The organism is Pseudomonas sp. AM8 (genome assembly GCF_036346475.1).
GTDB classification, from domain to species: Bacteria; Pseudomonadota; Gammaproteobacteria; order Pseudomonadales; family Pseudomonadaceae; genus Aquipseudomonas; species Aquipseudomonas marginalis.
The window spans coordinates 80,999-95,032 of the sequence record NZ_JAOTNX010000014.1 but is presented as its reverse complement, the minus strand read 5'-3'; the positions used below and the strand labels follow the sequence as shown (position 1 = coordinate 95,032).

The window sequence follows — 14,034 nt, the reverse complement described above, 5'->3', positions numbered from 1 at the left end:
GTACCTGTAAGCTCATATTTCAAAACGAATCCATTCTCATCAGTCATGTTATATTGTTTCAATATCGCTATTGGAACGCTCTATCATGCCGTCTCGAACGTTTGCCCCCCTGGCTGGCCTGGCCTTGGGTTTGCTGCTGGATCCCGCCTTTGCCGAAGACAACAGCGTTGAGCTGGAGACCATCAGCGTCACTACCGACGCCTATGAATCCGCCACCGGCCCGGTCAACGGCTACCGCGCCACCCGCTCTGCCAGCGCGACCAAAACTGACACCGCCCTTCGCGATATCCCACAGTCCATCAGCGTGATTCCCGCCTCGGTACTCACGGACCTGGGCAGCACCAACGTGGAACGCGCCCTGGAGTTTGCCGGCGGGGTGTCCAAGCAGAACAACTTTGGCGGCCTCACGCTCTACGAATACAGCGTGCGCGGCTTCACCACGTCGGAGTTCTACCAGGATGGTTTCAGCGCCAACCGCGGCTACCCGAGCACGCCGGACGCGGCCAATATCGAGCGCATCGAAGTGCTCAAGGGCCCGGCCGCCAGCCTGTATGGCCGTGGTGATCCCGGCGGCACCGTGAATATCGTTACCAAAAAGCCCCAGCCCGAAGCCTTCACAACCGTGCAAACCAGCGCGGGCAGTTGGGACCGTTATCGCACTGCCGTCGACATCAATACGCCGCTGGACAGAGAGGGCAACCTGCTGTCGCGGGTCAACCTGGCGGTGGAGGACAACAACAGCTTCCGTGATCACGTCGAGAGCAAGCGCGTATTCGTCGCGCCCTCATTCAGTTGGCAGTTGGACCCGGACACCCACCTGCTGGTGGAAAGCGAATTCGTACGCCACAGCTCCACCTTCGACCGGGGCATCGTCGATGCCCCAGGCGTATCACGCTCCACCTTCCTCGGCGAACCCAACGACGGCGATATCGACAACCACAACAACCGCATCCAGGCGACCCTCGAGCATCATCTCAACGACGCCTGGAAACTGCGCCTGGCCAGCCACTACAAGCAAGGCAGCCTGTGGGGCGACGCCTCGGAAAACCGCGCACTGAACACCGACGGCCATACCCTTAACCGCCGTTACCGCGAACGCTCCACGGGCTGGCACGACAGCATCACCCAGCTGGAACTGCGCGGCCTGTTCGACCTTGGCAGTTGGCAGCACGAATTGCTGGTCGGCACCGAATACGAGGACTACCGCAAGAAGGAGCGCGTCACCGCCATAGCCGGCAGCCCCTACGCCATCGACCTCTACAACCCGGTCTACGGCCAGCCCAAACCCAATGGCGCACGCTCCGGCACCGACTTCTTCGAACAGACCAAAAGCCAGGCGCTGAACCTGCAAGACCAGATCATCTTCACTGACCGCCTGCGCGGCATGGTCGGCGCGCGCTTCGAGCATTTCGAACAAAGCACCGACGACTTCACCCGCAACCACGCCAAGAGTCGGCAAACCCACGACGCACTTACCCAGCGCGCCGGTCTGCTGTATCAACTGACGCCAGAGGCCGGCGTATTCGCCAACGCTTCCACCTCGTTCAAGCCCAACAGCGGCCTGGACGCCAGCGGTAAGACCTTCAAGCCCGAAGACGGCGTAGGCTATGAGGTAGGGATCAAGAGCGAGCTGTTCGACGACCGCCTCAGCGCCACCCTCGCCGCTTTCCATATCGAAAAGGAAAACGTGCTGGCCCTGGACCCGACCACCAATACCAACCGCGCCATGGGCAAGGCACGCAGCCAGGGCTTCGACCTGCAACTGACAGGACAACTGACCGATGCCGTACGGGTGATCGGCGCCTTTGCCTACATAGATGCCGAAGTGACCAAGGGTGATAAAGCCATTCCTGCGGGCAGCCGCATCCTCGGCGTAGCCAAGCGCAGCGGCAGCCTGTTGGGGGTGTATGAATTCCAGGACGGCGCGCTGCGCGGTTCAGACCTGGGCGCGGCGTTCACCTATGTGGGGGATCGCTCGGGTGAAGCCGGCAGCCGCTTTGAACTGCCCGCTTACCACACCGTCGATTTGCTGGCCCATTACAAGGCCACGCAGAACGTCACCGTGGGCCTGAACCTCAACAACTTGTTCGATGAAAAGTACTACGAGCGGTCCTACAGCAATTACTGGGTCAATCCCGGCGAGCCGCGCAATCTCACCGTCAGCCTGACCCTCAACCTGTAACACAATCAAAAACGTGAGAGGGGTTAAGCCCCTCACATTTAGATGACGTGATTACAGCGAAAGCGGGGCTCTTTCACACAAGGTATTGAGCGCTGCCGCCCACTGCGGATCGTCATTCAAACACGGCACCAGCACCAACTCCTCACCGCCCGCCTCGCGGAATTGCTCCCGACCACGATCACCGATCTCTTCCAGGGTCTCGATGCAGTCGGCAACAAACGCGGGGCACATCACCAGCAGCTTTTTCACCCCTTGACGGGCCAGCGCTTCCAGGCGTGCCTCGGTGTAGGGTTCGATCCACTTCGCACGGCCCAGGCGCGACTGGAACGCCACTGACCATTTGTCGTCAGGCAAGCCCAGGCGCGCGGCGAAGTCGCGGGCAACGCTGAAGCATTGTGCGCGGTAGCAGGTCGCGAGCACCTCAGGCGAGGCGTTCCTGCAGCAGTCCGCATCCTTGAAACAATGCTGGCCGGTCGGGTCGAGCTTTTTCAGATGGCGCTCGGGCAAGCCGTGGAAGCTCAGCAGCAAGTGGTCGTAATGCGCGTCTATATAAGGTCGGGCGCTGGCGGCCAACGCGTCGAGGTATTCCGCCTGATCGTAGAATGGCTGCAGGATCGAGAACTGTACGTTGAGCTTTTTCTCGCGCACTACCCGCTTGGCTTCTTCAATCACCGTGGTCACGGTGCTGTCGGCAAACTGCGGGTACAGAGGCGCCAGAGTCACTTTCTGAATACCTTGGGCGGCCAACCGCGTGAGCGTCGTTTCCAGGGAAGGCTCGCCATAACGCATCGCCAACTCCACGGGCCCCTGGGTCCACTGCGCGGTCATCTGCTGTTGCAGGCGACGACTGAGCACCACCAGCGGCGAACCCTCGTCCCACCATATAGAGGCGTAGGCATGCGCAGATTGCTCAGGGCGCTTGATCAGGATCAACGACACCAGCAAGCGCCGCACCGGCCACGGCAGGTCGATGACATAAGGGTCCATCAGGAACTGATTGAGGTAGCTGCGCACATCGGCCACCGAAGTGGAGGCCGGTGAACCCAAGTTGACCAGTAACAACGCGTGATCCGTCATGCAACATCCTATCTCTTAGAGGCGGCTGGACAAGTCATCCAAAGCCGCATGCAACTCAGTGAACTGGAAAATGAAACCGGCGGCCATCAAGCGTTCGGGGATCGCCTTCTGCCCGCCCAGCAACAGCCCCGATAACTCGCCCAAACCCACCTTCAATGCAAAGGCCGGCATCGGCATGAACGCCGGGCGGTGCAGCGCCTGGCCTAATGTCTTGGCGAACTCGCGGTTACGCACTGGGTGCGGCGCGCAGGCATTATAAGGACCGCTGGCGTCATCCTTGTGCAGAAGAAAATCAATCAGGGCGATTTGATCCTTGATATGAACCCACGGCATCCACTGCCGCCCGTTGCCGATAGGCCCGCCCAGCCCGAGTTTGAACGGCAGCAACAGGCGCGACAAAAAGCCGCCCTCGGCCGCCAGTACCAGGCCGGTGCGCACCAGCACCACGCGGATGCCCATCGCTTCGGCACGTTGGGCGGTTTCTTCCCAGGCGATGCAGAGTTGGCTGGGGAAATCGTCCTGTACCGGGCCGCTGGCCTCGGTCAGTTCGCGCTCGCCACCGTCGCCGTACCAGCCCACCGCCGAACCGGAAACCAGCACCGCCGGTTTCTGCGCCTGGCTTTCGAGCCAGGCCAGCAGGGTTTCGGTCAAGCCGATGCGGCTGCTCCAGAGCAGCGCCTTGCGTTTGTGGGTCCAGGGACGGTCAGCAATCGGCGCACCCGCCAGGTTGACCACCGCGTCCACCGCGCCAATCACCTCCTCCAGACGAGCCACCCCGAGCACCGTTGCACCGCATAACCGGGCGACGTCTTCAGGATGGCGGCTCCACACCGTCAGGCGATGACCTTGGGCAATCCAGTGTTGGCAGAGTTGGCGACCGATCAGGCCGGTACCGCCGGTCAGCAAAATATGCATGGGACGCTCCTCATGTAACGTTCGCCGCCGATCACTAGTCTATTTTATAAGCAGGGATCAATTTGTAATCGAGCGTGACTTTTGTTTAAGCCTCATGCTTAACCATAGGTCACGCCAAGCGATCAGGTACGCCAAAACTTATACCAAAAAATAATATTGTACAGCTATTGGTGTCGGCGTAGCCTGTACCCAACGGTAAAACGAGGCCTCCCATGACTGTCCCCATCGCGATCATCGGCACCGGCATCGCCGGTCTCTCCGCCGCCCGAGCGTTACAAGACGCCGGGCACGTTGTACAACTCTTCGATAAAAGCCGCGGCAGCGGCGGCCGCATGTCCAGCAAGCGCAGCGACGCCGGCGCATTGGACATGGGCGCCCAATACTTCACCGCCCGCGACCGACGCTTCGTCAACGAAGTGCAGCGCTGGCAAAGCAACGGCTGGGCCGAGCAGTGGAAGCCCCAGCTGTACAACTTCAAGTCCGGCCAACTCACGCCCTCCCCCGATGAACAGATCCGCTGGGTCGGCAAGCCGCGCATGAGCGCCATTACCCGCGCCCTGCTCGATGACCTGCCGGTGGAGTTCGGTTGCCGGATCACCGAAGTGTTCCAAGGCAAGCAACACTGGAACCTGCTGGATGCCGACGGCGAAAACCACGGCCCGTTCAGCCATGTGATCATCGCCACGCCTGCGCCCCAGGCCACGGCCCTGCTGGCGGCAGCGCCCAAATTGGCGAGTGCCGCCGCCGGCGTGAAGATGGACCCGACCTGGGCCATTGCCCTGGCCTTCGACAAGCCCCTGGATACCCCTATGGAAGGCTGCTTCGTGCAAGACAGCCCGCTGGACTGGCTGGCGCGCAACCGCAGCAAGCCCGGGCGCGATACGACCCTCGACACCTGGGTGCTGCATGCCACCAGCACCTGGAGCAAGGCCCACCTGGACCTGTCCAAGGACGCGGTGATCGAACACCTGCACGGCGCCTTCGCCGAATTGCTGCACAGCGCCATGCCCGCACCGTCCTTCAGCCTGGCCCACCGCTGGCTCTACGCACGGCCGTCAGCCGCCCATGAGTTCGGGGTGCTGGCCGACGCCGACCTGGGCCTGTACGTGTGTGGCGACTGGTGCCTCTCGGGCCGCGTGGAAGGGGCGTGGCTCAGTGGCCAGGAAGCCGCGCGACGGTTGATCGAGCACCTGCAATGAACCGCATCAACCCGGCCAAATTGCTGCTGTCGAAGTGGACGGCAGCCCGGCCCCGCAACAAGGAAAAACACTTTCTGGTGACCGAACTGTTTCGTGACGAAGACGGCACAGTGCTGGAAATCGAGTTGCAAGCCGTGATGACCCTGCGCGCCCAGCGCCTGGCCTGGCAAACCCTGCAAAATGCCGAGGCTTGGCAAATCGGCTGGAAATAGCCCCGCGCAAATACTTGTACAAAATATTTGACTTGTACAGCATCAAACCTATGATGAGATTTAGTTGTACAGATTTCAGATCTTGTACAGGAATCTTGCAGAGGTTTGGCCATGCCCAGCACACCGTCCATCAAGCCGAAGATTGGCATCAGCGCCTGCCTGCTGGGCGAAAATGTGCGTTTCAATGGCGGTCACAAGCAATCCCAGCTATGCAGCGAGGTCCTCGCCGAGTATTTCGACTTCGTGCCGCTGTGCCCGGAAGTGGCGATCGGCCTGGGTATCCCCCGTGAAACCATTCGCCTGGTGGGCGATGCCGAACAGCCCCAGGCCGTCGGCACCGTACACCGCGAGCTGAATGTCACCGCGCCGCTGGACGCATACGGCCGCAAAATGGCCGCCGAACACACCGACCTGTGCGGCTACATCTTCATGCAGAAGTCGCCGTCCTGCGGCCTGGAACGCGTCAAGGTCTACCGTGAAAACGGAGCGCCGGTGGAGGGTGGCGGGCGTGGCATCTACGCCCAGGCGTTCTGCGCGCGCCACCCGAACCTGCCTGTGGAAGAAGACGGCCGCCTGAATGACCCGGTACTGCGGGAAAACTTCCTGACCCGCGTCTTCGTCTACGCCAGTTGGCAGCAACTGCTGGCCGAGGGCCTGACCCGCCACCGCCTGCTGGCGTTTCACGCGCGCTACAAGTATTTGCTGATGGCCCACAGCCTGATGCACTACAAGAGCCTGGGCCACCGCCTCGGCAGCATGGCCAGGGACGTCAACCTCGACGAGGTGGCCGCCTGCTATTTCAGCGACCTGATGACCGGCCTGAAAAAGTGCGCCACCCGCGGCACCCACGCCAACGTGCTGCAACACATCAGCGGCTACCTCAAGCAGGCCATCAGCGCCGATGACAAACAGGAAATGCAGACAGTCATCAGCCAGTATCACCAGGGCATCGTGCCGCTGGTGGTGCCGTTGACCCTGCTCAAGCATCACTTTCGCCAACACCCGGACCGCTACATCGCGCAGCAGGCCTACTTGCAGCCACACCCGGAAAATCTCAGCCTGCGGAATGCGATCTAAACCATGAAAAGCGTCATGACCGCTATCTTGCAAGACGAACCCGGCGCAGACATCGCCCAAGCCCTCGAAGACGGCTGGCTGCCGATCCGCGAAGTGGCGCGCCAGACCGGCGTCAACGCCGTGACCCTGCGCGCCTGGGAACGCCGTTATGGCCTGATCGTGCCCCAGCGCACCCCCAAGGGCCATCGGCTGTTCAATGCGGACCATGTCCAACGCATCCACACCATCCTCACCTGGCTCAATCGCGGCGTGCCGGTCAGCCAGGTCAAAGGCCTGATCGATTCCGCCCAGGCCCTTCCCGATGCCGTCGAGAACGAGTGGCACGCCTTGCGCCAGAACCTGGTGCAGGCCGTCAGCGAACTGGCCGAACGCCGGGTGGACGATGTGTTTAACCAGGCCATGGCGCTGTACCCGCCGCGCACCCTGTGCGAGCAATTGCTGCTGCCGCTGCTGCAGGAGCTGGAACAGCGCTGGCAAGGCCAGTTTGGCGCTCAGATGGAGCGGGTGTTTTTCCTGTCCTGGCTGCGCAGCAAGTTTGGTGCACGCATCTACCACAACAACCGGCAGTTGCACGGCGCGCCGTTGCTGCTGGTCAACCACTCCGACCTGCCCCTGGAGCCGCACCTGTGGCTCAGCGCCTGGCTGGCCAGCAGCGCCGATTGCCCGGTGGAAGTCTTCGACTGGCCGTTGCCCACCGGCGAGTTGGCCCTTGCGGCGGAACACCTGCAACCGCGCGCCGTGCTCCTGTACTCGAGCAAGGCCCTGCAATTGCCGGCATTGACCAAGCTGCTGGCTGGCGTCAATTGCGCAAAACTGCTCGTCGGCCCCACGGTCTGCATCCACCAGGGCGAGCTGGCCGTATTAACCCAAGACATTGCGCAATTGTTCGTGGCCGAAGACCCGTTGTCGGCCCATCAGCTCCTGATCCAGCGTGGACTTATCTAAATGCACTTGATCTGGCTGCGCACCGACTTGCGCCTTCACGACAACACCGCCCTGGCCGCGGCCTGCCAGCGAGGCCCGGTGGCGGCCGTGTACCTGGTCACGCCCGAGCAATGGCTGGCCCATGACGATGCCCCCTGCAAAGTGGATTTCTGGCTGCGCAACCTGCAGCACTTGAGTCAGGCCCTGGGCACCCTGAACATTCCCTTGCTGATCCGCCATGCCGCTGACTGGGATCAGGTTCCCGCCGTGTTGAGTCAACTGTGCCGGGAACTGGCCGTAGAGTCGGTGCACGTCAACGAGGAATACGGCATCCATGAAAGCCGTCGCGATGCAGCTGTCGCTGAGGCGCTGGAAGCCGGCGGCGTGACGTTCCACAGCTACCTGGACCAACTGCTTTTCCAACCGGGCAGCGTGCTGACCAAGACCGGCACCTACTTCCAGGTGTTCAGCCAGTTCCGCAAGGTCTGCTACGCGCGCCTGCACAGCGCCCTGCCGCGTCGGGTCGCAACGCCCAAGGCCCAAGCCGTGCTCACGCTCAAGAGCGATCCGATTCCCGAACAGGTCGACGGCTTCGAACCGCCCAGCGACACCTTGCGCGCCCTCTGGCCCGCCGGCGAAGACGAAGCCCGTCGCCGCCTCGACGCCTTTGCCGACCAGCAGATCAGCTACTACAAAGACGAACGGGATTTTCCGGCCAAGCCCGGCACCAGCCAGCTCTCCGCCTACCTGGCCGCCGGCGTGGTTTCGCCGCGCCAATGCCTGCACGCCGCCCTGCAAACCAACCAGGGCGAGTTCGAAAGCGGCGACATCGGCGCCATCACCTGGATCAACGAGCTGCTATGGCGTGAGTTCTACAAGCACATTCTGGTCGGCTACCCACGGGTCTCCCGTCATCGCGCTTTCCGTCCCGAGACCGAAGCCCTGGCCTGGCGCGATGCGCCCGAGGACCTCGCCGCCTGGCAACAGGCGCGCACCGGCCTGCCGATCATCGATGCCGCCATGCGCCAGTTGCTGGAAACCGGCTGGATGCATAACCGCCTGCGCATGGTGGTGGCGATGTTCCTGACCAAGAACCTGTTGATCGACTGGCGCGAAGGCGAGCGCTTCTTCATGCGCCACCTGATCGACGGCGACCTGGCCGCCAACAACGGCGGCTGGCAATGGAGTTCATCCACCGGCACCGATTCGGCGCCGTATTTCCGGATTTTCAGCCCGCTGAGCCAGTCGGAAAAATTCGACAGCGAAGGCGTGTTTATCAAGCACTGGCTGCCGGAGCTGGCCACGCTGAACAAGAAGGAAGTACACAACCCGGAAACCGCCGGCGGCTTGTTTGGCGTGGCGGATTATCCGCGCTCGATTGTCGACCTGAAAAAATCTCGCGAACGCGCCCTGGCAGCCTTTCGCAACCTGCCTTCACGCCAGGAGGTCGCTGAACATGAGTGACTTCCTGCCCCGCTTCGCCCAGGCCTTTGCCTCGCTGGACAAGCACAATCTGCAGCTGCTCGACAGCCTCTACAGCAAGGACATCGCCTTCACCGACCCGCTGCATGAAATCCATGGCCTGACTGCACTGCACACGTATTTCGCCGAGCTGTACAGCAACGTCAGCCAGCTGCGCTTCGACTTCCATGGTTTCGACCAGGTGGCCGAAGGCGAAGGTTACCTGCGCTGGAACATGAGTTTCTGCCACCCGCGCCTGGGCAAAGGCAAGATCATCCGCGTGGAGGGCTGCTCGCATTTGATGTGGCGTGACAAGGTGTACCGCCACCGCGATTACTTCGACGCCGGCGCCCTGTTGTACGAACACCTTCCCGTGTTGGGTGGGGTCGTCAGTTGGTTGAAAAGGAGAGTGGGATGAACGCACTGCCGCCCCGTCGTTATTGGCTGACCGGTGCCAGCAGTGGCATCGGCGCCGCGCTGGCCGTGGAGTTGCTCAACAGCGGCGCCCACGTGGCCCTCAGTTCACGCACCAAAGGCCCGCTGGAAGCGCTCGCCCAACGGTACCCCGGCCAGGTGCTCGTGGTGGCCGGCGACCTGACCAACAGCCAGACCGTGCGCGAGATCGGTGAACACATCGGCGCGGCCTGGGGTTCGGTCGACAGCGTGATCCTCAACGCCGGCACCTGTGAATATGTCGACGCCAGGCAATTCGATGCCTCGATTATCGAACACGTGGTGCGCACCAATCTGCTGGCGAGCAGTTACTGCATTGAAGCGGCGCTGCCGTTGTTGCGCGCCGGGCGCACACCACACCTGGTGGGCGTCGCCAGCGCCGTGACCTACCTGCCGATGCCACGGGCCGAAGCGTATGGCGCGTCCAAGGCCGGGCTGCGCTACCTGTTCGAATCCCTGCGCATCAGCCTGTCGCCCGAAAACATTGATGTCACGGTGATCAGCCCGGGCTTCGTCGACACCCCACTCACCGAGCGCAATGACTTCCCGATGCCCCTGAGCTGGCCAGCCGACAAGGCCGCGCGGCATATCTTCGCCAAGCTGGAAAAACGCCCGCTGGAGATCGCCTTCCCCGCACTGTTTATCGCCACGCTGTGGCCGCTGTCGAAACTGCCGAACCGCGCGCAATTGATCATCGGCAAACGCATGTTGCGCAGCCCGCCACCGAAAAAGGACGACCTGTGAAGATCGCCATTATCGGCAGCGGCATCGCCGGGCTGACCAGCGCCTACCTGCTCAGCCGCCGTCACGACATCACGCTGTTCGAGGCGGGCGACCGTATCGGCGGGCATACCCACACGGTCAACGTCACCGTCGAGGGCAAACCCTATGCGGTGGATACCGGCTTCATCGTGTTCAACGACTGGACCTACCCCAACTTCATCCGCTTGCTGGGGCAGATCGGCGTCACCTTCAAGCCTACCGAAATGAGCTTTTCGGTGTGCGACCAGAGCAGCGGCTTCGAGTACAACGGCAACAACCTCAACAGCTTGTTTGCCCAGCGCCGCAATATTCTGTCGCCGGGCTTCTGGGGCATGCTGCGTGACATCCTGCGCTTCAATCGCCAGGCGCCGCTGGACCTGCAAGAGCAGCGCATCAGCGCCGAGATGACCTTGGGTGACTACCTCGAGGCTGGGGGTTACGGGCCGCGATTTATACGGCATTACATCGTACCGATGGGCGCGGCGATCTGGTCGATGTCCCTGGCGGACATGCTGAACTTTCCGCTGCAGTTCTTTGTGCGCTTCTTCAAGAACCACGGCTTGCTCTCGGTGAACAACCGTCCACAGTGGTGCGTGATCGAGGGCGGTTCCAGTCGTTATATCGAACCGCTGACCCGCAGCTTTCGTGAACACGTGCGCCTCAACTGCCCCGTGCACTTGGTCGAGCGTGACGCTGAGGGGGTGATTATCCACAGCGCCGCCGGCACCGAAGCTTTCGACAAGGTGGTGTTCGCCTGCCACAGCGACCAGGCACTCGCTTTGCTCGGCGACCCGAGCCAGGCCGAGCAGGAGATCCTCGGCGCCCTGCCCTACGCCGACAATGACGTGGTGCTGCATACCGACACGCGCCTGCTGCCCGACCGCAAACTCGCCTGGGCCAGCTGGAACTACCGGCTGAGCGGCGACGTGCAGACCCAGGCCGCTGTCACCTATGACATGAACATCCTGCAAGGCATCGACAGCGCCACCACCTTTTGCGTCAGCCTCAACCAGACGTCGATGATCAACCCGCTGAAGATCCTCGCGCGCTATACCTACGCCCACCCGCAATACAGCCTGGCCGCCGTGGCCGCGCAAGCACGCTGGGGAGAACTGAACGGCACCCGACATACCTGGTATTGCGGCGCCTACTGGGCCAACGGCTTCCATGAAGACGGCGTCGTCAGCGCCTTGCGCGTGGCCGAAGCCTTTGGGGAAAGCCTGTGAACAGCGCCCTGTACAGCGGCTGGATCGCCCATCGGCGGTTTGCACCCAAAGCCCACGCCTTTCGCTACCGCATCGGCCTGCTGTACCTGGACCTCAGCGAACAAGACCAAGTACTCGGGCTGTCGCCCCTGGCCGGCGCGAGTCGCCTGGCGCCCTTCGGTTTTCGCCAGCAGGACTACCTGCGTGAATTCACGCGCCACGGCATGAGCTTGACCGATGCTGTGCGCCAGGAAGTCGGCAAGGCCCTGGGGCATACACCCCTGGGCGTTATCTGCCTGCTGACCCAGGCCCGCAGTTGGGGCCTGGCTTTTAACCCGGTGAGTTTCTTCTACTGCTTCGAGGCCGATGGGCAACTGGCCGCGATCCTGTGCGAAGTGACCAACACCCCATGGCGCGAACGCTATCACTACGTGCTGCCGGCCCAGGCCCTCAGCGCGGATCAGCACCAACACTTCGCCGTGGCCAAGGCGTTTCACGTGTCGCCGTTTTTGCCGCGCGACCTGGAATACCGCATGAGCTTCAGCCCGCCCGCCACCAAGCTCGGCGTGCACATGGCCGATTGGCAGGGCGAGGTGAAAGTCTTCGACGCCACCTTGAGCCTGCACAAAGAAACGCTGAACCGCGCCAGCCTGCACCGTTACCTGTGGCGCTATCCGTGGATGACCGCCAAGACCTGTCTGGCCATTTACTGGCAGGCCCTGCGCCTGTTGCTCAAGCGCACACCGATTTTTTCCCATCAGGCCGCCGACGGCGCCTCTCGCACAGCAGTCGGGTACACCAAGGATCGCCGCCATGAAATCCCCTAGCTTATCGGTCAAGACCCACCGCCTGAACATCAACGGCATGACCAGTGCGCTGCTGCGCAAGGGCGTGCTGCGCCAACTCAGCCAACTGCGCCATGGCCAGTTGGTGGTGATCGAGGACGGCGAGCGCCAGGTATTCGGCGCACGGGAAGCGCACCTGCTGGGGGAAATCCAGATTGTCGATTCGGCGGTCTGGGGCCTGGTGGCGGCCAACGGCTCCATCGGTGCGGGCGAGGCCTTTATCCACGGCTATTGGACCAGCCCGGACCTGACGGCGGTGGTGCGGGTTATGGTGAGTAACCTGGATGTGCTCGACGCGATGGAGGGTGGCCTGGCGAGATTGGCACGGCCGTTCACCCTAGGCCTGCACTGGCTCAACCGCAACACGCGCAAGGGCTCGCAAAAAAACATCGCCGCCCACTACGACCTCGGCAATGAGCTGTTCGAAGAATTCCTCGACCCGACCATGATGTATTCGGCCGCGCAGTTCCTGACGCCCGACGACAGCCTGGAACAGGCGCAACTGAACAAACTGCAACGCATCTGCCAGAAGCTCGCACTCAAACCCACCGATCATCTGCTGGAAATCGGCACCGGCTGGGGCAGCATGGCACTGTATGCGGCGCAGCAGTACGGCTGCAAGGTCACCACCACGACCTTGTCCAAAGAGCAGTTCGCCTACACCGAAAAACGCATCGCAGCCCTGGGCTTGCAAGACCAGGTCACGTTATTGCTGCAGGACTACCGCGACCTGACCGGCGAGTACGACAAATTGGTGTCCATCGAGATGATCGAAGCGGTGGGCCATCGCTTCCTGCCGACCTACTTCAAGCAGTGCGCGCACCTGCTCAAGCGTGATGGCCTGATGTTGCTGCAAGCCATCACCATCCGTGAGCAACGCTTCGAGCAGGCGAAAAACAGCGTCGACTTTATCCAGCGCTATATCTTCCCCGGCGGTGCCCTGCCCAGTGTGCAGAACATGCTGCACATCGTCAGCCGCGACACCGATATGAACCTGCTGCACATGGAGGACTTCGGCCTGCACTACGCGCGAACCCTGCGCCTGTGGCACGAGAACTTTCGCCACGCCCACGGCCGCCTGACGGAGCTGGGCTACGACGAATATTTCCTGCGGTTGTGGGAGTTCTACCTGTGCTACTGCGAGGGCGGCTTTATGGAGCGCACCATTGGCACCGCGCAATTGCTATTGGCCAAACCGTCGGCCATCAACCCTCCGTTGCTCGGGCGCTTCAGTGCTTAAACCACTGGCCAATGCCGTGCTGTTCCAGTGCGGGTGGTTTGCCTGCGTACTCGGTGGCGATAGCCCTTGGTTGCTGGTAGGGCTGGCGGTGCTGGCAATCCACCTGCTGTGGATAAGTTCGTGGGCCACCGACGGCGCGCTGATTATCCGCGTGACGCTGCTGGGCACGGTACTGGATACGTTGCTGCGCAGCCTGGGGGTGTTTCACTTCAGCGAGCCCGGACCGCTGATTCCCTTTTGGCTGATCCTGCTGTGGGCGGTACTGGCCACCACCCTGCGCCATTGCCTGGCCTGGAGTGCACGGCCCTGGTGGCGTGCGGCCGCATTGGGGGCGATCGGCGGGCCGTTGTCGTATTACGCCGGCAGCCAGTTGGCGGGCGTGCATTTTGGCTACCCACTGCTACCCACCATGGCGGGGCTGGCGCTGCTTTGGGCGGCGGTGTTCGTCGGACTGCATCGGCTGGCGCGCTGACGCCTGTCAG

14 protein-coding genes are annotated in these 14,034 nt (G+C 62.3%); 12 read left to right on the top strand and 2 right to left on the bottom strand.

Annotation, left to right across the window (positions count from 1 at the left end):
* The first annotated feature begins 85 nt into the window (after positions 1 to 85).
* Entirely contained in the window at positions 86 to 2,182 is a 2,097-nt protein-coding gene (locus V3W40_RS28310) for a TonB-dependent siderophore receptor (protein ID WP_330216116.1), read from the top strand.
* A gap of 51 nt (positions 2,183 to 2,233) precedes the next feature.
* Here V3W40_RS28310 and hemH read toward each other — a convergent pair whose 3' ends face one another.
* Together hemH and V3W40_RS28300 are read right to left on the bottom strand one after the other, a co-directional pair.
* The gene (hemH, locus tag V3W40_RS28305; protein ID WP_330216115.1) at positions 2,234 to 3,259 is read right to left on the bottom strand and encodes a ferrochelatase; all 1,026 of its coding nucleotides are present in this window, start codon (positions 3,257 to 3,259) and stop codon (positions 2,234 to 2,236) included.
* A 15-nt stretch (positions 3,260 to 3,274) separates the two neighbouring features.
* On the bottom strand, positions 3,275 to 4,174 hold the full coding sequence (locus V3W40_RS28300) for a TIGR01777 family oxidoreductase (protein WP_065924062.1): 900 nt from the start codon (positions 4,172 to 4,174) through the stop codon (positions 3,275 to 3,277).
* Between the two features lie 212 nt (positions 4,175 to 4,386).
* Between V3W40_RS28300 and V3W40_RS28295 the strand changes: the two genes are divergently transcribed.
* The 11 genes from V3W40_RS28295 (at position 4,387) to V3W40_RS28245 (ending at position 14,024) form a co-directional block, all read left to right on the top strand.
* The gene (locus tag V3W40_RS28295) at positions 4,387 to 5,373 is read left to right on the top strand and encodes an NAD(P)/FAD-dependent oxidoreductase (RefSeq protein WP_330216114.1); all 987 of its coding nucleotides are present in this window, start codon (positions 4,387 to 4,389) and stop codon (positions 5,371 to 5,373) included.
* Entirely contained in the window at positions 5,370 to 5,585 is a 216-nt protein-coding gene (locus V3W40_RS28290; RefSeq protein WP_027606869.1) for a TIGR02450 family Trp-rich protein, read from the top strand. Before V3W40_RS28295 ends, V3W40_RS28290 begins: the two co-directional genes overlap by 4 nt.
* 111 nt (positions 5,586 to 5,696) lie before the next feature.
* Positions 5,697 to 6,662: a YbgA family protein gene (locus V3W40_RS28285; RefSeq protein WP_330216113.1), complete on the top strand. Its 966-nt coding sequence runs from the start codon at positions 5,697 to 5,699 to the stop codon at positions 6,660 to 6,662.
* Positions 6,663 to 6,677: 15 nt separating this feature from the next.
* A complete protein-coding gene (locus tag V3W40_RS28280) occupies positions 6,678 to 7,607 on the top strand; it encodes a MerR family transcriptional regulator (RefSeq protein ID WP_330216112.1) in 930 nt (309 codons plus the stop codon).
* Positions 7,608 to 9,050, top strand: coding sequence for a deoxyribodipyrimidine photo-lyase (gene phrB / locus V3W40_RS28275; protein ID WP_330216111.1), 1,443 nt, complete (start codon positions 7,608 to 7,610; stop codon positions 9,048 to 9,050).
* Positions 9,043 to 9,465, top strand: a complete 423-nt coding sequence (locus V3W40_RS28270; protein ID WP_330216110.1) for a nuclear transport factor 2 family protein — start codon at positions 9,043 to 9,045, stop codon at positions 9,463 to 9,465. The genes phrB and V3W40_RS28270 overlap by 8 nt, the downstream gene beginning before the upstream one ends.
* On the top strand, positions 9,462 to 10,244 hold the full coding sequence (locus V3W40_RS28265; RefSeq protein WP_065924055.1) for an SDR family NAD(P)-dependent oxidoreductase: 783 nt from the start codon (positions 9,462 to 9,464) through the stop codon (positions 10,242 to 10,244). Before V3W40_RS28270 ends, V3W40_RS28265 begins: the two co-directional genes overlap by 4 nt.
* Entirely contained in the window at positions 10,241 to 11,488 is a 1,248-nt protein-coding gene (locus V3W40_RS28260) for an NAD(P)/FAD-dependent oxidoreductase (protein ID WP_330216109.1), read from the top strand. Before V3W40_RS28265 ends, V3W40_RS28260 begins: the two co-directional genes overlap by 4 nt.
* The gene (locus V3W40_RS28255) at positions 11,485 to 12,294 is read left to right on the top strand and encodes a DUF1365 domain-containing protein (protein ID WP_330216108.1); all 810 of its coding nucleotides are present in this window, start codon (positions 11,485 to 11,487) and stop codon (positions 12,292 to 12,294) included. The genes V3W40_RS28260 and V3W40_RS28255 overlap by 4 nt, the downstream gene beginning before the upstream one ends.
* On the top strand, positions 12,281 to 13,552 hold the full coding sequence (locus tag V3W40_RS28250) for a cyclopropane-fatty-acyl-phospholipid synthase family protein (protein WP_330216107.1): 1,272 nt from the start codon (positions 12,281 to 12,283) through the stop codon (positions 13,550 to 13,552). The genes V3W40_RS28255 and V3W40_RS28250 overlap by 14 nt, the downstream gene beginning before the upstream one ends.
* The gene (locus V3W40_RS28245) at positions 13,545 to 14,024 is read left to right on the top strand and encodes a DUF2878 domain-containing protein (protein WP_330216106.1); all 480 of its coding nucleotides are present in this window, start codon (positions 13,545 to 13,547) and stop codon (positions 14,022 to 14,024) included. The genes V3W40_RS28250 and V3W40_RS28245 overlap by 8 nt, the downstream gene beginning before the upstream one ends.
* Positions 14,025 to 14,034 lie beyond the last annotated feature (10 nt).

Excerpts from the sequence above, each read along its gene's own strand:
- V3W40_RS28310 (WP_330216116.1), top strand. The coding sequence starts at position 86 with ATGCCGTCTCGAACGTTTGCCCCCCTGGCTGGCCTGGCCTTGGGTTTG.
- V3W40_RS28270 (WP_330216110.1), top strand. The coding sequence starts at position 9,043 with ATGAGTGACTTCCTGCCCCGCTTCGCCCAGGCCTTTGCCTCGCTGGAC.
- V3W40_RS28290 (WP_027606869.1), top strand. The coding sequence starts at position 5,370 with ATGAACCGCATCAACCCGGCCAAATTGCTGCTGTCGAAGTGGACGGCA.
- V3W40_RS28295 (WP_330216114.1), top strand. The coding sequence starts at position 4,387 with ATGACTGTCCCCATCGCGATCATCGGCACCGGCATCGCCGGTCTCTCC.
- V3W40_RS28280 (WP_330216112.1), top strand. The coding sequence starts at position 6,678 with ATGACCGCTATCTTGCAAGACGAACCCGGCGCAGACATCGCCCAAGCC.
- V3W40_RS28250 (WP_330216107.1), top strand. The coding sequence starts at position 12,281 with ATGAAATCCCCTAGCTTATCGGTCAAGACCCACCGCCTGAACATCAAC.
- V3W40_RS28265 (WP_065924055.1), top strand. The coding sequence starts at position 9,462 with ATGAACGCACTGCCGCCCCGTCGTTATTGGCTGACCGGTGCCAGCAGT.
- phrB (WP_330216111.1), top strand. The coding sequence starts at position 7,608 with ATGCACTTGATCTGGCTGCGCACCGACTTGCGCCTTCACGACAACACC.
- V3W40_RS28300 (WP_065924062.1), bottom strand. The coding sequence starts at position 4,174 with ATGCATATTTTGCTGACCGGCGGTACCGGCCTGATCGGTCGCCAACTC.
- V3W40_RS28285 (WP_330216113.1), top strand. The coding sequence starts at position 5,697 with ATGCCCAGCACACCGTCCATCAAGCCGAAGATTGGCATCAGCGCCTGC.
- hemH (WP_330216115.1), bottom strand. The coding sequence starts at position 3,259 with ATGACGGATCACGCGTTGTTACTGGTCAACTTGGGTTCACCGGCCTCC.